The organism is Fictibacillus phosphorivorans (genome assembly GCF_007673525.1).
Classification (GTDB): Bacteria; Bacillota; Bacilli; order Bacillales; family Fictibacillaceae; genus Fictibacillus; species Fictibacillus phosphorivorans_C.
On sequence record NZ_VDZU01000001.1, the window covers coordinates 2,430,055 to 2,453,756 of the forward strand.

The 23,702-nt window shown below is 41.1% G+C and carries 18 protein-coding genes and 1 other annotated feature; of the genes, 1 reads left to right on the top strand and 17 read right to left on the bottom strand.

Features of this window, described 5'->3' with window-relative positions:
• Positions 1-109: 109 nt before the first annotated feature.
• Complete coding sequence (locus FS458_RS12110; protein WP_144700867.1) at positions 110-2,782, bottom strand: calcium-translocating P-type ATPase, SERCA-type; 2,673 nt, start codon at positions 2,780-2,782, stop codon at positions 110-112.
• A 97-nt stretch (positions 2,783-2,879) separates the two neighbouring features.
• Here FS458_RS12110 and FS458_RS12115 point away from each other — a divergent pair, with 97 nt between their 5' ends.
• Entirely contained in the window at positions 2,880-4,589 is a 1,710-nt protein-coding gene (locus FS458_RS12115; protein WP_144700873.1) for an Rqc2 family fibronectin-binding protein, read from the top strand.
• 335 nt (positions 4,590-4,924) lie between these two features.
• Here FS458_RS12115 and FS458_RS12120 read toward each other — a convergent pair whose 3' ends face one another.
• The 16 genes from FS458_RS12120 to FS458_RS12195 all read right to left on the bottom strand — a co-directional run bounded on the left by FS458_RS12120 (position 4,925) and on the right by FS458_RS12195 (position 23,700).
• Positions 4,925-5,584, bottom strand: coding sequence for a class I SAM-dependent methyltransferase (locus FS458_RS12120; RefSeq protein WP_260858767.1), 660 nt, complete (start codon positions 5,582-5,584; stop codon positions 4,925-4,927).
• 31 nt (positions 5,585-5,615) lie between these two features.
• Positions 5,616-6,254, bottom strand: coding sequence for an orotate phosphoribosyltransferase (gene pyrE, locus FS458_RS12125; protein WP_144700877.1), 639 nt, complete (start codon positions 6,252-6,254; stop codon positions 5,616-5,618).
• A complete protein-coding gene (gene pyrF, locus FS458_RS12130; RefSeq protein WP_144700879.1) occupies positions 6,223-6,957 on the bottom strand; it encodes an orotidine-5'-phosphate decarboxylase in 735 nt (244 codons plus the stop codon). The genes pyrE and pyrF overlap by 32 nt, the downstream gene beginning before the upstream one ends.
• Positions 6,930-7,868 (bottom strand): dihydroorotate dehydrogenase, encoded by a 939-nt coding sequence (locus FS458_RS12135; protein ID WP_144700880.1) that lies wholly within the window; start codon positions 7,866-7,868, stop codon positions 6,930-6,932. The genes pyrF and FS458_RS12135 overlap by 28 nt, the downstream gene beginning before the upstream one ends.
• Positions 7,865-8,635 carry a dihydroorotate dehydrogenase electron transfer subunit gene (locus FS458_RS12140; RefSeq protein ID WP_144700882.1) on the bottom strand — a complete coding sequence of 257 codons (771 nt, stop codon included), beginning with the start codon at positions 8,633-8,635 and terminating at the stop codon, positions 7,865-7,867. The genes FS458_RS12135 and FS458_RS12140 overlap by 4 nt, the downstream gene beginning before the upstream one ends.
• Positions 8,632-11,838 (bottom strand): carbamoyl-phosphate synthase large subunit, encoded by a 3,207-nt coding sequence (gene carB, locus FS458_RS12145; protein WP_144700884.1) that lies wholly within the window; start codon positions 11,836-11,838, stop codon positions 8,632-8,634. The genes FS458_RS12140 and carB overlap by 4 nt, the downstream gene beginning before the upstream one ends.
• Positions 11,831-12,928 carry a carbamoyl phosphate synthase small subunit gene (locus FS458_RS12150; RefSeq protein WP_144700886.1) on the bottom strand — a complete coding sequence of 366 codons (1,098 nt, stop codon included), beginning with the start codon at positions 12,926-12,928 and terminating at the stop codon, positions 11,831-11,833. Before FS458_RS12150 ends, carB begins: the two co-directional genes overlap by 8 nt.
• A complete protein-coding gene (locus FS458_RS12155; protein ID WP_144700888.1) occupies positions 12,925-14,217 on the bottom strand; it encodes a dihydroorotase in 1,293 nt (430 codons plus the stop codon). The genes FS458_RS12150 and FS458_RS12155 overlap by 4 nt, the downstream gene beginning before the upstream one ends.
• Complete coding sequence (locus FS458_RS12160) at positions 14,192-15,112, bottom strand: aspartate carbamoyltransferase catalytic subunit (RefSeq protein ID WP_144700890.1); 921 nt, start codon at positions 15,110-15,112, stop codon at positions 14,192-14,194. Before FS458_RS12160 ends, FS458_RS12155 begins: the two co-directional genes overlap by 26 nt.
• 128 nt (positions 15,113-15,240) lie before the next feature.
• Positions 15,241-16,560: a solute carrier family 23 protein gene (locus FS458_RS12165; protein ID WP_144700892.1), complete on the bottom strand. Its 1,320-nt coding sequence runs from the start codon at positions 16,558-16,560 to the stop codon at positions 15,241-15,243.
• Positions 16,561-16,742: 182 nt separating this feature from the next.
• Entirely contained in the window at positions 16,743-17,285 is a 543-nt protein-coding gene (pyrR, locus tag FS458_RS12170; RefSeq protein ID WP_066393489.1) for a bifunctional pyr operon transcriptional regulator/uracil phosphoribosyltransferase PyrR, read from the bottom strand.
• Between the two features lie 195 nt (positions 17,286-17,480).
• Complete coding sequence (locus FS458_RS12175) at positions 17,481-18,395, bottom strand: RluA family pseudouridine synthase (protein WP_144700895.1); 915 nt, start codon at positions 18,393-18,395, stop codon at positions 17,481-17,483.
• On the bottom strand, positions 18,382-18,852 hold the full coding sequence (gene lspA / locus FS458_RS12180; protein WP_144700897.1) for a signal peptidase II: 471 nt from the start codon (positions 18,850-18,852) through the stop codon (positions 18,382-18,384). The genes FS458_RS12175 and lspA overlap by 14 nt, the downstream gene beginning before the upstream one ends.
• Before the next feature lie 367 nt (positions 18,853-19,219).
• Positions 19,220-21,982: an isoleucine--tRNA ligase gene (gene ileS, locus FS458_RS12185; RefSeq protein ID WP_144703541.1), complete on the bottom strand. Its 2,763-nt coding sequence runs from the start codon at positions 21,980-21,982 to the stop codon at positions 19,220-19,222.
• 92 nt (positions 21,983-22,074) lie between these two features.
• Positions 22,075-22,301: a binding site (T-box leader), on the bottom strand.
• Between the two features lie 45 nt (positions 22,302-22,346).
• Positions 22,347-22,850, bottom strand: a complete 504-nt coding sequence (locus tag FS458_RS12190) for a DivIVA domain-containing protein (protein WP_137789726.1) — start codon at positions 22,848-22,850, stop codon at positions 22,347-22,349.
• 76 nt (positions 22,851-22,926) lie between these two features.
• A complete protein-coding gene (locus FS458_RS12195) occupies positions 22,927-23,700 on the bottom strand; it encodes an RNA-binding protein (protein ID WP_144700899.1) in 774 nt (257 codons plus the stop codon).
• Positions 23,701-23,702 lie beyond the last annotated feature (2 nt).

A 23,702-nucleotide genomic window follows, 5' to 3' on the forward strand; every position in this document is an offset into this window, starting at 1 on the left:
ATCGCTCATCCAGCGTGCTTCACAGCCGCTGGACGAGCGCATAAACCCCTTGTCTTGTTAAAAATAATAGAAGCTGGTACCCAAACATACGGGAACCAGCTTTATTTGTTTATCTTGCTTCTTTTTTAAACAATTGAAAGCCTGCTAGAGCAAATGTTGGAATAGATGCCATGCCAAGAACGAGTAGCCATTGTCTTATGGAGAGCGGAACCGTATGGAAAATATCTTGCAATGGTTCTACGTACATGACCACTAGCAATAATAGAATAGATGAAATAACAGCCAAGACTAGGTAACCGTTCTGAAACGGATTTCTATGAAAAACAGAACGCTCACTTCTGCAATCGAACACGTGGATCAATTGTGCCATAACAAGTGTTGCAAAGGCTACGGATTGCGCGACGATCAGTTGATCTGGATTTTCTTTTAACGTGACCCAGAATGCAAGTATTGTCGCTCCACCGATCAAGAATCCCCTTGAAACGATCTTCCATCCTAACCCCCTGGAGAAGACCCCTTCTTTCGCTTGTCTTGGCTTTCTTCTCATAACGTCTTCTTCGGCCTGGTCAACACCTAATGCCATTGCCGGCAAACCATCTGTAACTAAGTTAACCCAAAGTATTTGAATTGGAACTAAAGGAAGTGGTAAGCCCATGATCATCGCAAAAAGCATTACCAGAATCTCACCTACATTGGACGCTAGAAGATAACGAATAAACTTTCTAATATTTTCATAGATGTTCCTTCCTTCTTCAATCGCTGAGCGGATCGTGGCAAAGTTATCGTCACCAAGAACAAGAGAGGATGCTTCTTTCGCCACGTCTGTTCCTGTTATACCCATTGCAATACCGATATTTGCTGACTTGATAGCTGGTGCATCATTGACGCCATCACCAGTCATAGCTACAACGTGACCTCTTCGTTGAAGAGACTTTACGATTTTTAACTTGTGCTCTGGAGATACTCGCGCGTAAACATAAACATCTTCTGAAACTTTGTCCAATTCATCATCGCTTAATTGAGCAAGCTCAGCACCTTCCATCACTCTTCCACCGTTAGGGAGCATGTTTAGTTTTTTCGCTATACTCGCTGCAGTTACTACATGGTCTCCCGTTATCATGACAGTTTTGATACCCGCAGTCTGACAATCCCTGATACTTTCTTCGACTTCAGGACGTGGCGGATCCATCATTCCCTGTAATCCGATAAACGTGAGACTTCTTTCTGCAAAAGAAGCTTGTGAATAGTGCTCGCCTTCTTTTAAAGGTCGGATCGCAACAGCGATCGTCCGCAGTGCTTGGCTACCCAGTGCATAGATCGCTTCTTTTATTCTTTCTTTATGAGCCTGTTTGATCAACTGTTTTTTATCGTCCCATACAATGTAATCACTTTTTTCAAGTAGGACATCTGGTGCTCCTTTTACTACGAGCATCTGATTTCCTTCTGTATCCCTTACAACGACACTCATCATTTTACGGGTAGAGTCAAATGGAAACTCATGCTGAATCGTAAATTGTTCACTTAATGATTCTTTCGTGATTCCTGCTTTGTAAGCACTAACCAGTAATGCGGTTTCTGTTGGATCACCCACTTCTAACAATGAGCCTTTCTTACCTTCTTCTATCGTGGCATTGTTACAAAGAGCGGCATATGCCAAGACTTCTGTGAGCTTATCTTCTCGTTTATTGTTTTCTTGAATACCGCCACCAATGACTTCAAAACCTTCTTCATTAACACTCCACTGTCTGCCTTGAGACCAAATACGTGTAACCGTCATCTTATTTTGAGTCAGTGTGCCCGTTTTATCAGAGCAGATGACAGTTGCACAGCCTAATGTTTCTACAGAAGGAAGCTTTCGGACAATCGCTCGTTTTCGTATCATTTTTTGAACACCTAGCGCGAGTGCAATCGTAACGATAGCTGGAAGTCCTTCTGGAATGGCAGCAACAGCTAACGAGACACCTGCTAAAATCATGCTATAGAGATCATGTCCTTGCATAACACCAGCTAAAACAACCAAGACCGTTAGCAGCAGCGCAAGAGCGATCAAAATTTTCCCAAGCTGTTCAAGTTTCATCTGAAGAGGTGTTGCAATGTTTTCAGCTGTTTGTATTAAATGTGCAATCTTCCCCATCTCTGTTTTCATGCCTGTCGCTACGACTATACCTTGTCCCGTTCCTCTAGTGACCATCGTGCCCATGAACGCCATGTTCTCTTGATCCCCTAGGTTCAAGTCTTCATTAGAAATGATGTTATTGTGTTTTTGTGCAGGAACAGATTCACCCGTTAGAGCTGATTCTTCTATTTGTAACCCTGATGTTTTTAGGAGCCTAATGTCCGCTCCCACACGATCGCCGCTTTTTACTTTTATCACGTCGCCTGCAACAACGTCTTTCGCAGCGATTGAGACCCATTTTCCTTCTCTAAGAACCTGTGCACTTGGTGCAGAAAGTTCTTTTAGTGAAGCTAAGGATCTTTCTGCTTTTCTCTCTTGAATAAAACCTAGAATACCGTTCATCACCACGATTAAAATAATGGCAATCGCGTCTAAATATTCTCCTAAGAAACCGGATAACAATGTAGCCGCTAAGAGGACGAGAACCATGAAGTCTTTAAATTGGGCAAGGAACATTAAAATGGCAGACTGCTTCTTTCCTTCTTCTAGCTGGTTCGGTCCATCTAACTTTAACCTTCGTTCTTGCTCACTTTTTGAGAGCCCTTCTTCCATCCTGCTGTTAAGAATGGATTCAATTTCGTCTTGCGGCAGCTGGTACCAATTCATAGCTTCCACCTCTGATAAGATTAGTTAATAGCATTTATATGCAGGCATGTCCGCAAAAATGCTATACTATGAATCAGAAATAAGAGGTGACCATAACATGAGTTTTGACGGAATAATGACACGTGCCATAACAACTGAACTACAAAACACACTTACTTCAGGACGTATCTCAAAAGTTTATCAGCCACATAAGACAGATCTTGTTTTTACAATCCGTGCGAATGGAAAAAATCATAAACTTTTATTATCTGCGAATCCTTCATTCGCAAGAGTGCATCTCACTGAACATACGTATGAGAATCCAGATACTCCTCCTATGTTCTGTATGCTTCTTAGAAAGCATCTGGAAGGCGCTTTTATTGAAAAAATTGAACAGCTTGATCTTGAGAGAATCATAACAATTACCGTTAAAAATAGAGATGAGATCGGGGACGAAACGACTAAAGTACTTTATATCGAAATCATGGGAAGACACAGCAACATTATTCTAGTCGACCAAAAATCACAGAAGATTGTTGATAGTATCAAGCACATTCCTAGCTTTCAGAACCGTCATCGTACCATCCTTCCAGGCTTTGAGTACATCATGCCTCCTGCGCAAGAAAAAACAGATCCTTTTACAGTGACAAATGTAGATGAATTTGTTTCTAAAATTTCTTGGAACGAAGGAAAATTGGATAAACAACTCGTAACCAGATTCAGCGGTTTCTCTCCTTTAATCGCTAAAGAAATCGTGCATAGAGCAGGACTTTCGGTTAAAAACGAAGTGGCAGACGCCTTTTTCAGTGTGATGAAGCAACTATCAGATCAAAAATATGAACCTCAAATGATCACAAACGATAAGAAAGAATATTTTTCTATTCTCCCTCTTCATCATGTGACAGGGGAGATCCGATCCTTTGATACGGTCAGTCAGATGCTCGATCGGTATTTTTATGGTAAAGCAGATCGTGACCGAATCAAACAGCAAGCAAACGATCTTGAAAAATATCTCTCGAACGAATATGACAAGATAAAGAAAAAGATAGGAAAATTAGAGAAAGAACTTCAGCAAACGCATAATGCCGAGGAGTATCAACGAAAGGGAGAACTTATCACCGCTTATATGTATTTGGCAAAAAAGGGAGATCGTGAAGTTGAGGTAGAAGACTACTTCACTGAAGATCAACCACTTGTAAAAATCACGCTTGATCCTCTTAAAACGCCTGCTGATAATGCGCAGAGCTACTTTAAAAAATATGCGAAACTAAAAAAATCAGTTTCTATTATTAAAGATCAGATCGAAAAAGCAAAGAATGAATTGCTTTATTTTGAGCGTCTGATCGTTCAGATGGATTCAGCATCCATGAAAGATGTTGAAGAAATTAGAGAAGAGCTTGGTGAAGGCGGTTATTTGAAACATAGACAAAGTAAGAACAAGAAAAAGCAAAACAAGACGCCTCAGCCTGAAAAGTTCACATCTACTGATGGAACAGAGATCTTAGTCGGTAAAAATAATAAACAGAACGACTACCTGACCTTTAAGTTATCGAGAGCAAATGAAACATGGCTTCATACGAAGGACATTCCAGGTTCTCATGTTCTGATTCGGTCGTCGAGTCCAAGTGAAACAGCTATTAAGGAAGCTGCTGTTTTGGCAGGTTTTTTCAGCAAAGCTAAAAATTCGAGTTCGGTTCCTGTTGATTTTACGTTAGTAAAACATGTGAAGAAGCCTAATGGGGCAAAGCCTGGATTTGTTATTTATGACAATCAGCAGACGCTTTTCGTGACGCCGGATGAAGATCTTGTTTTCCGTTTAAAAAAGTAGCCTTTTTTGGAAAGACCGTATGCAATGATGTTTTTGAATGTGTTGATTTCCACTTCAGGTTGCTCGCTTTCCGGGGGGCGTGCGGTGAGCCTCTTAGCGCTATGCGCTATTAAGAGTCTCACCTGTCCCGCTAATCCCCCAGGAGTCTCGCACCTTACGCTCCAATCAAGTATTCAGTGAAGTATTTTAATACATTTGAAGTCTAAATACAGGATGTTATTTAAACCGTGCTGTTTTAAATACTCTGAAACTCCTTTGCATCTATCAGAAGTAGATTATGACCATAAAAACACGTTTCAGAAAGCACTAATTAAAAAACGCAGAGCAGCTTAATTTTAGCTGTTCTGCGTTTTTTTTGCTTTACTGATAATGGCGAGGCCACCTAACACTTCATAATGTTGAACCTCAGTAAAATGCAGGTTGTGCAGTAACTCTGTCATTTCATCTGTTGAATAGCGGTGTCTTCTCGTACTTACGTTAGACCATTTTAAAAGTGCTGTTCGTTCGAACCCAGAGATACCGTTTTCCTTTGCGAAAGAAGCAGCGTTTTCTTGACTCATTTTTCCACTCGGATTCAGCATGACGATTTGACCATCATCTTTTATAACGCGATGAACCTCACTGATTCCTTTAGCTGGATCGGGCAATAAAAACATTACACAAGTGGATAATGCTAGATCAAACGAATGATCTGTAAACGGAAGATTCTCAGCATCTGCAACGATAAACTCACTTTTACCACTTAATTCATGATAAAAGAACTGCTGAATACTAGCCTTGATCATCTCTGACGACAGATCTACGCCGACAAGTCGATTCGCTTCCTCAGCTCCACGCAACAGCAATCTTCCTGTTCCGCATCCCACGTCTAGAACTTCTTTTTCACTCCATGACCCTGTTACTTCTTTTAAATGATCATGGACTTCCTTAAGCCAAGTCGTCCTTGCCATGCTATCAAAAAAGGAAACAAGCTCATCAAATTCTTCACCGTTCATTTTTCTCAAAATGTTAATCTCCTTAAGAAAACTATTTGGAAAAAGAGGCAGCTCCCCAGTGTTCTGGGTCTTGTTGCCATTCTTTTAATAAAGAAAGCCCTTGTTCACTTATCTTTCCGCTTTCTTGTGCTTCCTCTATTAATGTACTAAAGTTTGTTACGGTTTGAAAAGAAATATCCAACTCACCGAGTTCTATATCTGCCTTTTTCAGACCATAACTAAAAATGGCTACAACACCGAGCACTTCAATCCCTGCTTCACGAAGAGCTAGTACGGATTGAATAGAGCTTTTGCCGGTTGAGATCAAGTCTTCAACAACAACTGCCTTCTTACTTTTATTCGTTAATCCTTCGATCTGATTCGTTTTCCCATGAGCTTTCGCACTAGATCTTACGTAACACATCGGTAATTCCATCTGATCCGCTACGAAGGCAGCATGAGGAATACCTGCTGTTGCTGTTCCGGCGATAAGATCAGCTTCTGGGTAATGCTTCTCTATTAACGCGGAAAGCTCCCCAGCTACTTGTTTACGAATCTCGGGATACGCAATAATCAACCGGTTATCGCAATAAATGGGAGACTTCATCCCAGAGGACCACGTGTATGGATTTTCAGGTGACAGAGTTACTGCCTCAATGTTAAGCAAATGTTGGGAAGTTGTTGTTTTCATGACTATCTCTCCATTCATTTAATATTTCAGAATAAGTTGTAACAGGTGTGTCTGATTGGGTGATACTTCTGCCGATCACCATATAATCCGATCCTTTTAACGCAGCTTCTCTTGGTGTGGCAACACGAGCTTGGTCATGTGTATCAGCGCCGCCGGGACGAATCCCTGGAGTGACAGTCAAAAAGTTCTTTCCACAAACCTCTTTGATCTTCATAGCTTCCTGCACGGAGCAAACGACACCATCTAATCCTGCCTTTTTCGCAAGATCTGCATAATGAGTCACACACTCTGTCATATCAACATCCTTGATCAAGAGCTCTTCATTCAATACTTTTTCTGTTGTACTTGTAAGCTGTGTGACCGCAATTAATTTTGTATGATGAGCACCTGCTGCTAGTAAACCTTCTTTTGCAGCTCTCATCATTTGAGTTCCGCCTGCGGCATGAACATTCACCATGTCAATATTGAGTCCACCGAGGACATTCATGGCTTTATGAACAGTAGTCGGAATATCATGTAGTTTTAAATCCAAGAAGATACGAAAGTTTTTTTCTTTCAGCCATTTGATAAATGAAGGTCCTTCTGCATAAAAAAGTTCCATACCAACTTTCACATATGGAGACTGTCCTTCAAAGCTTGATAGGAAGGATTTAGCTTGATCTGCATTCTTAAAATCTAACGCGATGATAACGGGGTTTTCCATTGCTTCGTACTCCTTCCTGTCATCTCACTAATATTTTCTACACCAATTTCATCTAACAGCTTAGGAAGTTGCTCGATGATCTCAGGACAAACATAAGGATTTACAAAGTTTGCTGTACCGACTGCAACAGCTGATGCACCAGCAGACATCATCTCAAGAACATCTTCAGCTGTGCTGACACCGCCCATACCGATAATCGGAAGTGATACCTTTTGACTTACTTCATAGATCATCCGAATGGCTACAGGTTTTATGGCTGGTCCTGAAAGTCCGCCCGTCTTATTTGCCAATATTGGATGACCTGTTCTCCAATCGAGCTTCATACCAACTAGTGTATTGATCATTGAAAGACCATCAGCGCCTGCTTCCTCTACTGCTTGTGCCATCTCAACAATGTTAGAGACATTGGGCGAGAGCTTCACGTAAACGGGTTTTTCAGATACGGCTTTCACTTTTCTTGTCAGATCTGCAGCAGATTTGTAGTGTGTTCCAAACTGTATCCCGCCTTCTTTCACGTTTGGACACGAAATGTTAAGTTCTACAGCAGATATTCGAGCGGATGAAGAGATCTGTCTTGTAACTTCGATATACTCTTCTTCTGTAGATCCTGCAATATTAGCTAATATCGGAATGTTATAAGGTTCCAAAGCAGGAATTTCATTTTCTATTATTTTCTTTACGCCTGGGTTTTGAAGTCCGATTGCATTTAACATTCCGCTTTCTGTTTCAGCTACACGAGGGGTAGGATTACCGAAACGTCCCTCTAGAGTAGCTGCTTTTATCGTAATACCACCTAGTACACTTAAGTCATACCACTTGGCATATTCTTTTCCGAATCCAAAACAGCCTGATGCAGGAAGGATAGGATTTTTCATATTTAACCCTGGCAATGCAACATGCAGCCTACTCATAGTACAACCTCCCCCATCTTAAATACCGGTCCATCACTGCAGATTTTCACATATCCTGATTCTCTCGTTTCGGTTGGACATACACAGGCAAAACATGCGCCTATTCCACAGCCCATTCGTTCTTCTAATGAAAGATATCCCCGAAGACCTACCGCTCTCTCTTCTACTGCTTTCAGCATGATCGCCGGTCCAACAGAGTAGATGACAGGTTCATTTTCAACGACGTTCATCATCGCATCTGTTACAAATCCTTTTATTCCAAGAGATCCATCTACAGTAGTCACGATCGTTTCTCCGATATCTTTGAACTTTTCGATGTAGAAGCTGTCCTCAATTGATTGATAACCTAGAATAAATGTTACTTCTATTCCTTTTTTCTTTAGATGTTTACCAAGGTAATACAAGGGGGGCACTCCTATTCCTCCCCCAATGAGCAGTGCATTTTTGTTTTTATCCATATCAGCTAGATCAAATCCGTTACCTAGCGGACCTAGTACATCTACAACTTCACCTGCTGATTTTTGACTAAGCTGTTTTGTACCTTCACCTTGTGCACGGTACAAGAGTGTTACTTCTTCTCGGTCAAGATCGACATCACAGATCGAAAGTGGTCGGCGTAATAGTTTTGAAGAATGATTTCCTACAGAGACATGGAGAAACTGACCAGGTGTAGTCATGTTACCTACACCAGAGCCAGTCAATTTCATCTCAAATATATTTCTAGCGATCTCTATGTTCGATGTAACGTTCAACAAGTGCTTCTTCATACGAGCACCTTGTCTTTTTTTGTGAATGCTGAGAGCGCGTGTGCTGAGAACGAGATAGACTCAAGTACTTCTAATAGAGCGACTGACGTATCTAAGTTTGTCAAACATACTACTCCGTTCTCTGCGCATTCTCTTCGAATGCGGAATCCGTCTCTCGCCGGAATCTTCCCTTTTGTTAACGTGTTCACTACAAATTGCGCTTCGTCTTTACGAATAACATCTAGGAGATTTCTTCCTTCAGACCCGATCTTGCCAACAACGTCGACTGGGATACCTTCTTGTTCAATGATGTTCGCCGTTCCTTCTGTTGCCATAATTGTATAACCGATCTCATAAAATCTCTTTACCATCTCAAGCGCTTCTTCTTTGTCTTTATCTGCTACCGTAAAGAGTACAGTTCCGTGCGTTGGAATTTTCATACCAGATGCGATCAAGCCTTTGTAGAGTGCTTTTTGAAGATTCTTATCTCTTCCCATGACTTCACCTGTTGATTTCATCTCAGGTCCTAAATACGTATCCACACGACGTAGTTTAGCGAACGAGAACACAGGAACCTTAACGGAAACTTCATCTGCTTCCTTCTGATAACCCGTTTCGTATCCTTGACTAACTAGATTCTCACCTAGAATGACTTTTGTAGCGACGTTAGCCATCGGTACACCCGTTATCTTACTTAAAAATGGTACTGTACGGCTTGAGCGCGGATTCACTTCAAGTACATACACTTCATTCTTATGCCAAACGAACTGGATGTTCAAAAGTCCGATAATCTTCAAACCTTTTGCGATTGAAATCGTTCTGTCAATGATCTTCTGTTTGATCTCTTCAGGCAGCGTTTGAGGAGGATAAACGGCGATTGAATCTCCAGAGTGAACACCTGCACGCTCTATATGCTCCATCATTCCTGGGATGAAAACATCTTGTCCGTCTGAGATCGCATCTACTTCGATCTCTTTTCCTTCCAAATATCTATCGACTAGTACCGGATGATCGGGATTTACTTTAGCTGCGTTCTCCATATACTGCAGAAGCTCGCTTTCTTGGTACACGATCTCCATTGCTCTACCACCAAGCACGTATGACGGACGAACGAGAACAGGATATCCGATTGAATTCGCGATAGTAACGGCATCCTTAACGGAAAATGCTGTTTTTCCAGCCGGTTGCGGAATCTCTAGCTGTTTCATCACTTGTTCAAATCGCTCTCTATCTTCAGCTAGGTCCATGCTGTCTAGAGAAGTTCCGAGAATTTTAATTCCTCTTCTTTCAAGCTCTTCTGAGAGATTGATCGCTGTTTGACCACCGAATTGTACGATAACGCCTTCTGGCTTCTCATGATCGATCACATGCATAACATCTTCTACAGTTAGCGGTTCGAAATAGAGCTTGTCTGACATGCTAAAGTCAGTAGAAACTGTTTCTGGGTTGTTATTGATAATGATCGCTTCATAACCTGCTTCTTGAATCGCCCATACCGTATGAACGGTCGCATAATCAAACTCAATACCTTGTCCGATTCTGATCGGACCAGATCCTAGAACGACCACACTCTTTTTGTCAGTGATGATTGACTCATCTTCTTCTGCATAAGTGCCGTAATAATAAGGTGTAGCGGATTCAAACTCTGCCGCACACGTGTCAACCATCTTGAAGACCGGCTTGATTCTCTCGTTCAATCGGAACTGATACAAATCGTACTCGTCCATTTCCCAAGCTTCTGCAATCCAACGATCGCTGAATCCTTTTTCTTTTGCTTTCTTTAAAATGACTGCATCTTTCTTACGTTCTTTTACACGTTTCTCTAAAAGAATAATGCCATGCAGCTTTTCTAAGAAGAAATAATCAATCTTTGTCCATTCATGTATCTGTTCTACCGTAATCCCCATTCTTAGTGCTTCAGCAATGTAGAACAACCTTTCATCATCTGCTCTCAAGATTTTTTCTTGTACTTCAGAATCTGTTAAGTTTTTCTCTTTCACATCAAGGTGGAAAGCGGAAATCTCAAGAGATCGTACCGCTTTTAAAAGTGACTCTTCAAAGTTACGTCCGATCGCCATAACTTCCCCTGTCGCTTTCATCTGTGTTCCAAGCTTACGGTTCGCTCCTTCAAACTTATCAAACGGCCATCTCGGAATCTTTGAAACGATATAATCAAGTGCCGGCTCGAAACATGCATAAGTAGTTCCCGTCACAGGGTTTTTGATCTCATCGAGTGTGTATCCTACTGCGATCTTTGCTGCTAACTTCGCGATCGGATAACCTGTCGCTTTAGAAGCTAATGCAGACGAACGGCTTACACGTGGATTTACTTCGATCACATAATATTGTGAGCTTTCAGGATCTAGCGCAAGCTGTACGTTACAGCCTCCTTCAATTTTTAGTGCTCTTATAATTTTTAAGGACGCGTTTCGTAAAAGCTGATAATCTCTATCCGTAAGCGTTTGACTTGGTGCTACCACGATTGAGTCACCAGTGTGAATACCTACTGGGTCAATGTTTTCCATATTACACACAACGATTGCCGTATCGTTCTTATCACGCATCACTTCATATTCGATCTCTTTGAATCCCGCGATACTTTTTTCGATCAATACTTGTCCTACAGGACTTGCATGCAATCCAGATGGCGTAATCTCCAAGAACTCTTCTTCATTTGTTACGATTCCGCCACCTGTCCCACCAAGCGTAAACGCAGGACGGATGATTACTGGATAGCCGTTCTCGGCAACGAATGCTCTTGCTTCTTCCATGTTATGAACGATTGCACTCTCAGGCACTGGCTCGTTCAACTCTCTCATCAACTCTCTGAACAAGTCACGATCTTCTGCCTGTTGAATCGAAGGAAGTTTTGTACCTAATAGTTCTACGTTGTATTCTTCTAGAACGCCTGAGTTAAAAAGTTCAACTGCTAGGTTAAGACCAGTTTGTCCGCCAAGTGTGGCAAGCAGTCCATCAGGACGTTCTTGACGTATGATACGAGATACAAACTCTAGAGTTAGAGGTTCGATATACACTTTATCCGCCATATTTGGATCTGTCATGATCGTCGCAGGATTAGAGTTTACAAGTACAACTTCATACCCTTCTTCTTTTAAGGCTTGGCAAGCCTGTGTACCCGCATAATCAAATTCTGCAGCTTGTCCAATTACGATCGGCCCAGAACCAATCACTAGTATTTTTCGGATGTCATGTCGTTTAGGCATATTGCATCAAACCTTCTTTCTTCGTTGTTTTTATCATGTTCATGAAGTCATCAAAAATCGGATTCGAGTCTTGTGGTCCTGGTGAAGCTTCTGGATGATACTGAATTGAAAACGCTGGTTTTTCTTTGTGTTTCAACCCTTCTACAGTTCCATCATTTACGGCTTGGTGTGTTAGAACGAGATCTGAATTCTTTAAAGACTCTTCTGTTACAGCATAACCATGGTTTTGTGAAGTGAGGGCAATCTTACCTGTCTCAAGATCTTTTACCGGATGGTTAGAACCTCGGTGTCCAAACTTTAGCTTCTCAGTATCCGCACCGCATGCAAGAGCTAAAAGCTGATGTCCTAAACAGATTCCTAAGATTGGGATGGTATTTTTTAAAAGCTCTTGAATCATTGTTATTCCTGAGTGTACGTCTTTTGGATCTCCAGGTCCGTTACTCAAAAGCACACCATCAGGCTGAAGACGAATGATATCTGCTGCTGATGTGTTGTGCGGAACAACGATCACATCACATAATCTTCTAGATAACTCTCGTAACATTCCACTTTTCACTCCAAAATCTACGACTACTACTCGATAACCGCTGTTTGGTAAGTGATATGGTGTTTTTGTTGATACTTTTGTCACTTGATTCGTTATTCGCTCTTCGGCATTCAAGTTCTTTATCACTTCTTCAGCATTCTCAATAGAATTTGTCATTCTGCCTTTTAGCGTTCCATGCTGTCGAATCTTTCTTGTAAGTTTACGTGTGTCAATGCCATATAAACCTGGAATATCTTTTGCTGTCAGCCAGCTGCTTAAAGACTGCATGCCTTCATGATGATTTGGAAACTCAGCATGCTCATTCACAATGATTCCGCTCGTTGCAGGACGAATCGATTCATAGTCAGAACGGTTGATTCCGTAATTCCCCACTAGTGGATACGTAAAGCAGATAATTTGATCACAATAAGAAGGATCAGTCATCACTTCTTGATATCCTGTCATACTCGTTGTGAATACTACCTCACCACTCGATTCACGTTGTGAACCAAAAGCTAATCCGTTAAAAATCGTTCCATCTTCTAAAATTAAGTAGCGTTTCATACTAAGCTCTCCTCTCGTTGATAAACAAGCTTTCCACCAAAAATGGTAGCAACCGGCCATCCTATACAGTTCCAGCCGTCAAACGGTGTGTTCTTTCCTTTAGAAACAAAATCCTTAGCATTGATTTTTTCTTCTTTTTCTAGGTCGATGATTGTAAGATCTGCAAGTGAACCTTCTTCAAGTTTGCCGTATGGCAGATTAAAGCTTTCAGAAGGCTTCTTCGTCATCTTGTCCACAAGTTCTTGCAGCGTGAATAGATTCTTTTTCACAACAAGCTCTGTATATAGAAGAGGAAAAGCAGTCTCTAGGCCCACGATCCCAAAAGGTGCAAGTTCAACATTCTGTGATTTTTCTTCTTCACTATGTGGAGCATGGTCCGTTGCGATAAAATCTAGCGTGCCATCTTTTAGTCCCTCTATTAATGCCTGGCGATCAGCTTCACTTCTTAAAGGCGGGTTCATTTTATAATGCGTATCGTTAGCCTTAATGTCTTTATCGCTTAAGATTAAATGATGCGGTGTAACTTCTGCAGTGACTTTAATTCCTGCAGATTTCGCATCTCGTATGACTCGAACAGACTCTTTCGTACTCACGTGACAAACATGATATCTAGCATCGGCCGCTTCAGCGAGTAATACATCACGTGCGATGTGAACAGATTCACTTACAGATGGAATTCCCGGCAGGTTTTCCTTCTCTGTAAAATCACCTTCGTGGAACGCGCCTCCTTTAGGAAGAAGCGTATTGTCTTCACAATGTGCTACGATGACAGCTCCATAGCGATTTGCCTCCTTCATCGCGTCAAGCATCATCCCCGCTGACTGCACTCCCACTCCATCATCCGTAAAAGCGAATGCGCCACCCTCTAGAAGTGTTTCAAAGTCTGTGAGTTCACTCCCAATCTGTCTCGTAGTAATAGATGCGTAAGGAAGTACTCTGCAGTTTGCCGTGTCTTTGATCTTACTCTTTACATGAGCTAATGTTTCTTTACTATCTGGTACAGGTCGCGTGTTTGGCATCGCAGCAAGAGTTGTATAGCCACCCTTTATTGCCGCTTTCGTTCCTGATGCGATAGTCTCTTTATGTTCTCCACCAGGCTCTCTCAAGTGAACATGAAGATCTACAAAGCCTGGAGTTACTAACTTTCCTTCAACATCAAACACTTCATGATTCTCTATCGCGATATCTTTCTCTACTTTTTGAATTCTGTTATCCACAATTAAGATATCCGTTTGCAAAAGATTGTTGTTTCCGTCTAGAACCTTAGCGTTTTTTAATAAGTAGCTCATTGTTTATAGCCTCCTGATTCGTATTCAACGCCCATCTCAATACTGCCATTCGTATAAAAACACCATTCTGAACTTGCTTAAATATTCTTGAGCGCTCACACTCAACAAGTTCATCTGCTAGTTCAACGCCTCGATTTACAGGAGCTGGATGCATGATGATGCTGTGTGCTTTCATCCTTTTCTCTCGTTCAACCGTTAGTCCATATTGTTGATGATAATCTTCTTTCGCGAGATGCATTGAAGCGCTATGTCTTTCGTGTTGTATTCTTAGCATCATAAGAGCATCAGCTTCCTCGATTGCCTCATCCATCGGAATAAAGTCATCTTTCCATTCATCTATGAACCATTCTTCTGGACCAGAAAACAACACTCTAGCTCCCATTTTTCTAAGGACTTCTGCGTTTGACCGAGCAACACGGCTATGTAGGATGTCGCCTACAATTACAACCGTTAGTCCCTGTAGTACGATGAATTCTTGTTGAATCGTTAATAGATCTAACAGAGATTGAGTCGGGTGATTGCCACAGCCATCACCTGCGTTGATGATCGGAACATTTATTTTTTCAGCTAAGCCGTCGAAATAGCGATCTTCAGGATGCCTGATAACAAATGCCTCCACGCCTATTTCCTCTAGCGTTCGTAACGTATCGTAAAGCGTCTCTCCTTTTTGCACGGAGGAACCGTTAACTTCTACGTTTAAAGGTTTCATGCCAAGTCTGTGTTCTGCAGCTTCAAAACTGAACCTTGTTCTTGTACTTGGCTCAAAAAATAAATTCGCGATCAACTTTTGCTTGAAGATCTCATCTTGCTTTCCGCTTTTAAACTCTTCTGCTTTTCGCAATATGAACTGAATGTCTTCGTTCGATAACTCATTCATCGTTAGTAAATGGTTCATCCCAATCTCTCCTTTTGACATAAAAATAGCACCCTGAAGTTTTTTCAGGGTGCTCTAAACAGAAGAAGAACATCGTTCCTCTCATGTCGTCACCCTTTTAAGTCTCTCGTACTTAGTTAAAAGGTGTTTTATGCGGCTGTGTCGTTATCGTTTGTTTTGAACATTTTGTTTATCAGATCTTTGTCATCCTCTCGTCCTGGGAGCACCAGATTTAACATGATACCGATAAGCGTTGCTAATGCCATTCCAGCAATTTCAAAGTTCGCATTAATCTTTAATGCTGCTCCACCTATACCTGTTACTAAGATTACGGATGAGATGATTAAGTTTCTTTTGTTTCCAAAATCGATATTGTTGTCTACTAACATACGTAAACCAGAAGATGCGATGATTCCGAATAATAGGATGGATACCCCTCCCATAACCGCTGTAGGAATCGTACTGATCAGTGCTGTTACTTTTCCAGAGAATCCGAACAGAATGGCCGTTACTGCTGCCCCTCCGATCACGAAGACTGAATAGACGCGCGTTATTGCTAACACTCCGATATTTTCACCATACGTTGTTACAGGAGGTCCTCCGATAAATGAACCGATGATTACTCCCATTCCATCACCTAAGATCGAACGATGAAGACCTGGTTTTTCAATAAAGTTTCGGCCGACTACTTTTGAAAGCACGAGCTGATGTCCGATATGTTCTGCTATCGTTACCGCAGCCACTGGCATCATGATTATTGCGATGCTCCATGTAAAGTCAGGTGTATAGTTTACAAAAGGTACGAAGAAATCTGGAGCTTGAATCCATTTCGCTTCTGCTACTTTTGAAAAATCTACGATTCCTCTGAAGTACGCAAAAGTAAAGCCTGCTATGATACCGATCAGAATCGGGATGATTCCTAAAATTCCTCTGAAGAAGATCGAACATACAATCGTTACTCCGAGAGTAAATAATGCTACTGTAAAGTGCATCAAACTATATTTTTCTGTTGCCGGATCGTTCATCGCCATACCCACTGCTACGTTTGCTAATCCTAAACCGATTACGATAATAACCGGACCGACTACAACAGGTGGTAACACTCTCATCAGCCACTTAAAACCGAATCCTTTGATCAAAAGAGCTACAACTCCGTAAACCAAACCCGCTAAAAAGCTTCCTAGCATAGCTGCTTCTGGGCCTCCAAAAGCTTTTACCGTTAAGATCGGTGTTATAAAGGCAAAACTTGATCCGAGATAAGCAGGAATTTGTCCTTTTGTTACTAAAAGATAAGCTAGCGTTGCAAGTCCACTTGATACGAGTGCCACACCTGGGTGAAGACCCACTAAGAATGGTACTAGCACTGTAGCACCAAACATGGCGAATAAGTGCTGCAAGCTCAACGTTAACCACTGAACCGGTGATGGTTTATCATGTACATCTAAAATCGCTTTTGTCTGGTTTTCCATATTATTGACCTCCTGATTGGTAACACTTATATTTGCAAAGGATATAGAGTTTTCAGCTCTTTGCAATAAAAAAACCTCTTCTGCTTTTTGCAAAAGAGGCCGCGGAGGCACAAGTGTACACGTATCGTGCCACTTGATCAATACCTCCCTTGCCAGCCTCTCTGGACTGAATTTAAAGGGACTTATTTAGTTGTTGAGATAGATACTTCATCGAACCCATCTACTTCTATTAAAGAAGCGGAGATGATTTCTTCACTCGATGTTGGAACATTCTTTCCAACATAATCAGCTCGAATCGGAAGCTCTCTATGTCCTCTGTCAATGAGAACCGCAAGCTGTATATTAGAAGCTCGTCCTAGATCCATGATGGCATCCATTCCAGCTCTAACTGTTCTTCCTGTATAAAGAACATCATCTACTAGGATTATCTTTTTGTCTGTCACTTCAACTGGAATATCCGTTCCTTTTACTTCAGGTTCAGAATTATCCGTTTTGATCTTAAGATCATCTCGGTACAATGTGATATCAATGACACCTACTGAAACAGCGTTCCCTTCAATCTGTTCGATGCGTTCAGCTAAGCGCTTTGCAAGAAATTCCCCACGGGTCTTTATGCCAGCTAATACGATGTCTGTAACTCCCTTATTTCGCTCAATAATTTCATGCGCGATCCGAGTAAGTGCTCTTCTGATTGCTTGATCATCCATTAATACTGTTTTTGACATAAACTAACCCTCCTTTTAAAACTTGTTGCCTTTAACCGTTAATTCCAAAAAAAAATCCTCCCGTCACGCATGACGAGAGGATAGAGAAATCCTAAGTAAGAATTCTCATAAAAAACGTTTCCTTCTCAGCCTCACGGGACTAAAGTTAAAGGACTATTTAAGTTACATTGATTATGACAAACCCTTAAACGTTTGTCAACTTCTTTTCTCTAACAGATCCAATAGTTCAATCATGTCAGCTGGGATTTCTCGTTCAAATTCCATATATTCACCCGTGCTAGGATGATCAAATCCTAATGTTTGTGCATGAAGTGCTTGACCTTCGATCTGCAGTGTCTTTGAAGGACCATACTTCGGATCTCCGGCTAATGGGAATCCAATATATTTCATATGAACACGAATTTGGTGTGTACGTCCTGTTTCTAGCTGACATTCCACAAACGTGTAATTCGTAAACCGTTTGATCACATTAAAATGAGTAACAGCATCACGGCTGTTTTCATCGGTTACGGTCATTTTTTGACGATCACTCTTGTCTCTTCCGATCGGTGCATCAATCGTACCTTGGTCATGTGGCATGACTCCATGAACGATCGCTTTATAAACACGTGTTGTGGTTTTGGCTTTAAGCTGATCAACCAGCGATTCATGTGCCTTATCATTTTTTGCAACCATCAATAGACCAGATGTATCTTTATCGATACGGTGGACGATCCCTGGTCGAAGTACACCATTGATGCCAGATAGATCTTTGCAGTGTGCCATAAGACCGTTTACTAGTGTTCCGCTATAATGCCCAGGTGCCGGATGAACAACCATCCCGCGTGGCTTATTCACAACAAGTACATCAGAATCTTCATACACAATATCCAGATTCATCTCTTCTGGTACAACATCAAGTACTTCTGGTTCTGGAATATCAATCTCTATCTCATCACCAGTGGTACATTTATAATTTGACTTTACTGGTTTTCCTTCTAACAATACGATTTTATCTTTGATCCAGTTTTGAATCTGAGAACGTGACCAATCATCTTGTACATCAGATAAAACTTTATCAATACGGTTTCCTGCTTGTTCAGGGGTTACCGTATATTCAAATTTGTTCATTTTCTGGCTCCTTCTTTTTGCTTTCCATAAAACTTTGAATAAAAATCAAACCAACACCTACAACGAGTGCACTGTCGGCTACATTAAAAATCGGGAAGTCATAGCTGCCGATGTAAACATTCAGAAAATCAACAACTTCTCCGCGAAGCAAACGATCGATAAAATTACCAACAGCTCCTCCTAATACAAGTGCTAACGCCGTTTTAAGGAGTGTATCATGTGCGTGTTTTTGTAGGTAATAAACAACTGCACCGACAACAATAACGGTAATAATGATAAAAAAGTATCGCTGATCTTGGAGAATACCAAATGCGGCTCCCCTGTTTCGGTGAGAGGTTATGTAGAATACTTGATCAATAACAGGAATAGATTGCCCTAATTCCATATTCTTTACGATTAGCCACTTTGTCACTTGGTCGATTACCAAGATCAACAAAGCTACAAGATAATAAAACAATAGAACTCCTCCGATACAGAAATTAATGTCTTTATGAATTGTAGCACAGCCATCGGACGTTCTACAATTTAATTTGTGTCTGACATCAATGAAGTACACCATAACAAACAAAAATCCCGCAAAATGCGGGATTTTCTTAATAGGTTGTGTCAACTTTGTTGCTCTTGTAAGTAGTTGATCTCCGTTCCAGGTTACTTCGCTTTCCGCGGGGCGACCGGTGAGCCCCTTGACGCTTCGCGCCCTTAAGGGTCTCACCTGTCCGCTCGTCCCGCAGGAGTCTCGCACCTTACACTCCGATCAACTTTCAAAGAAGAAAAAGAAAGTACAAGAACTTTTATAGATTTATCTGTTTAAATCACTGATACTTTTAAGCGTAGTGCTTCTCAACGATCTCTGCGCAGCTTGCACAAAGTGTTGGATGACTCTCGTTCTGCCCAACATCTTCAGAAACAACCCAGCAGCGTTCACAAGTTTCACCTTCTGCAGAGCTAACTGAAACAGCAACATGCTCATACACACCTGCAGAGTCCGGAGCTTCTGACTTCAATCCTCCAACTTCAGCTTTAGAAACGATAAAGAGCTTATTCAAGTCCCCTACTGATTCTAACCATGGTTTTAAAGCTTCTGTCGGATAAAGAGTAATGGATGCAGTTAATGACTTACCAATTGTTTTTTGGCTTCTTGCTTCTTCAAGTGCTTTTAATACTTCATCACGAACATCCATGAATACATCCCAGTCTTTTTCAAGCTTTTCAGTACCTTGGTAGTTCTTCACTTCTGGCATTGTTGTTAATTGAACACTCACTTCATCAACGCCTGGAATGTATTCCCATACTTCATCAGCTGTATGAGAAAGAACAGGAGCTGAAAGCTTAGTAAGTGCCATTAGTGATTGATAAAGCACAGTTTGGATGCTACGACGTTTATGATCGTCTTCTGCTTGAATATATAGAGTATCTTTTGCCATATCTAGATAGAAAGAACTTAACTCAATCGTACAGAAGTTGTGAATCGTATTATATACCGTGATAAACTGATATTCTTCGTAAGCTTTTTTCACTTTAGCTACTACTTTATCAAGTTTAACCATCATGTATTTTTCAAGATCAGGCATATCTTCAAATTTTACAGAATGCTGCTTCGGATCAAATCCATGCAAGTTACCTAACAAGAAACGAAGTGTATTTCTGATCTTACGGTATACTTCAGCAACTTGTTTTAAGATGTCGTCTGATACACGTACGTCTGATTGGTAATCAACAGACGATACCCATAAACGGATGATATCGGCACCTAACTGCTTCATCACCTTGATCGGATCTAATGTATTACCAATTGACTTACTCATCTTACGTCCTTCTCCATCGAGAACGAAACCATGGCTTAATACAGCTTTGTAAGGAGCTTTACCAGTGATTGCAACAGATGTAGAAAGAGAAGAGTTAAACCATCCACGATATTGGTCAGATCCTTCAAGATAAAGATCAGCAGGTCTTACTAAATTCTCTCTCTCTTCAAGAACACCCCAGTGAGATGTACCCGAATCAAACCAAACGTCCATGATATCTGTCTCTTTTGAGAAACGGCCATTTGGGCTATGTGGTGAAGTAAATCCTTCCGGAAGCAAATCTTTTGCATCTCTTTCAAACCAGATGTTTGATCCATGCTCTCTGAACAATTCTACAACATGACTGATCGTTTCTTCTGTAAGAATTGCTTCGCCATCTTCGCCGTAAAATACTGGAATTGGAACACCCCAAGCTCTTTGACGAGAGATACACCAGTCTTCACGATCTTTGATCATGTTGTGTAAACGTGTTTCACCCCAAGTTGGAACCCAGTTTACTTCTTCAATCGCACGAAGCATATCTTCACGGATTCCTTTGATCGAAGCAAACCATTGAGCAGTTGCACGGAAGATTACCGGTTTTTTCGTTCTCCAATCATGCGGATAAGAGTGTGTGATGAATGAAAGCTTTAGAAGAGCACCCTTTTCTTGTAATTGTTCAGTAATCGGCTTATTCGCTTCATCATAGAACAATCCTTCAAATCCAGGTGCTTCTTTCGTCATAACACCTCTGTCATCAACAGGACACAATACTTCTAATCCGTATTTCTTACCTACTAAAAAGTCATCTTCACCGTGACCAGGAGCTGTATGAACACAACCAGTACCTGCATCCGTTGTTACATGGTCGCCAAGCATAACTAGTGAATCACGGTCATACAAAGGATGACTGGCTACGGCATGCTCAATGTCGGCACCTTTAAAGCGTTTCACTACTTCAGCTTGATCCCACTCAAATTCTTTCGTCAGTGATTCTAATAGTGCTTCAGCTACAACATATTTTCCATTTTCCGTTTGAACAGAAACGTAATCTAATTCTGGATGAACAGAGATTCCTAAGTTCGCTGGAATCGTCCATGGAGTCGTTGTCCAGATTACAAGTTTCTCATCTGCATCAAGAACACCTTTTCCATCCTTTACATCAAATGCTACATAGATAGAAGCTGAACGTTTATCTTGGTACTCAATCTCTGCTTCTGCTAATGCAGATTCCGATGAAGGAGACCAATATACGGGTTTTAAACCTTTGTAGATCAAATCTCTTTTGGCCATTTCGCCAAATACTTCGATCTGTCGAGCTTCGTAACCTTTATTTAACGTGATATAAGGGTTTTCCCAATCTCCACGAACACCTAGACGTTTAAACTGCTCACGTTGATGATCGACTTGTTTCAGCGCATACTCTTCACAAAGCTTACGGAACTCTGCAACTGTTAGTTCTTTGCGTTTTACTTTACCGCTTTTTGTTAGTGCTGTTTCGATCGGCAGCCCGTGAGTATCCCAACCAGGAACGTAAGGAGCATAGTGACCTGTCATCGATTTAAACCGCACGATGATATCTTTTAAAATTTTATTCTCTGCGTGCCCGATGTGGATATCACCGTTTGCATATGGTGGTCCATCATGCAGGATAAAAGGAGGTAAATCCTTCGTATTTTCTAACACCAAATTGTAGATGTCTAGTTCTTTCCACTTGTCTTGCACAACAGGTTCTCTTTGAGGAAGATTTCCTCGCATCGGGAACTCTGTTTTCGGCATTAATAACGTGTCTTTATAATTCATCATCTTTCCTCCTTCATTACGATAAAACGTGACAGATGACCAAAAGTACCATATTAAAACAAAAAACCTTCTCGCCCCTACTGCCTGCTAACAGTAGGGACGAGAAGGTTATCCCGCGGTACCACCCTAATAGGTTCGTATATAAACACGAAACCCGCTTAGTCATCCGTAGCGTGGATGAAGCGCCTAAACTTACTGCCTTTTTTCAGTTCAGGAACTCAAGGGTGATTTTCGAATACTCCTCTATACTAGGCTCACACCATTTCCTAGCTCGCTTTAATAGATAAAAGTAATTTACTGTCCCCGTCTTCGTCACATATTAATCTTAGAAAAGTATATGCGATTTTTTAAAGTAATGTCAAGCTTACGACTTTACTTCCTGTAGTTCATAGCCTTCAAGATTATCAGGTGCATTCAAAGAATCCCAGTCATCATTCTTTAACATTTCAAGTTGAGCTTCGATCAACATTTTGAAACGCGTTCGATAAACAGAAGACTGTTTCTTTAATTCATCGATTTCCATTGAAATCTTTCGAGATTTCGATAACGACTCGTTAATGATTCTATCCGCATTTTTTTCGGCTTCTTTTACAATTAAGCGAGCCTCTTTCGTTGCTGTGCGTTTTACCTCTTCCCCTGTTTCCTGAGCAATTAGAATCGACTTATTTAGAGTTTCCTCAATGTTTTTGAAATAAGAGATTTTTTCTTCAAGGTTCGCTACCGTTTCCTCTAGTTCTTTCTTTTCTCGGATCACTGTTTCATAATCTTTGATGACTTGATCTAAAAAGTCATTCACTTCATCTTCACTATACCCTCTGAAACCTCTTGTGAATTCTTTGTTATGAATATCCAGTGGTGTTAAAGGCACAACGGCCACCTCCATTGATGCATTATTTTTTACCTAATTTCGACAAATTTTCCGTCATTCCTTCTATTTAAGGAAATTATTTTAAAAGGCCGTAACGGATACGCCACTTTTCTTTCTTAGTCGTTCCCTCGATCGCGATGAGTTTACTCCTGCCGAATCCTCTTACTGAGAGCTCATCACCTTCCATCATTTCAGTTGAAACATGGTCAACGATCTTATGATTGAGCTTAACCCGACCTTGTTGGATCAAGGGGGATGCTTTTGCACGAGAAAGGTTGTACACTTCAGCGACAACCACATCTAATCGCAGAGAAGACAACGTCCCGCTCTTTTCGTTATATTCAGCCTTTACTTCTGCTAGTTCATCTTCTGAAATAGTATGTAACGTAATACCCGTCTTACCGACTTTCGTTAAGTTCAATTCAATAAATCCAGATATCTCAGTTGCACAAACGAATTGAACACAATCTCCTGAAACTAAAATATCACCATACTTCCCTCTTTTAACACCTATGTTCATTAAGGCTCCTAAAACATCTCGGTGTTCAATCGTAGAGAATTTAGCAGGATACTGAATGTTATAACAGACTAATTGGAAATCCTCGTTCTGAGCTTCATAATAATCCGGATAGATCAATGCTCTCTTCCGTTCAGAAAAAGAAGAGCCTCCCCATAAAGAGAGGCGAACTTCTGTATCGTTACCAACGATGGTTTTTACGATTTCCTGTTCTCTTGGATCAAGAAAGTCCGTCAATCTCGGACTATACCTCTCGAGCACCTCCGACTTCCAGTGCAAGACCCGATCCACAAATTCATGCTCTTCTGGTCTGTAATGCTGATAGATACTCATAT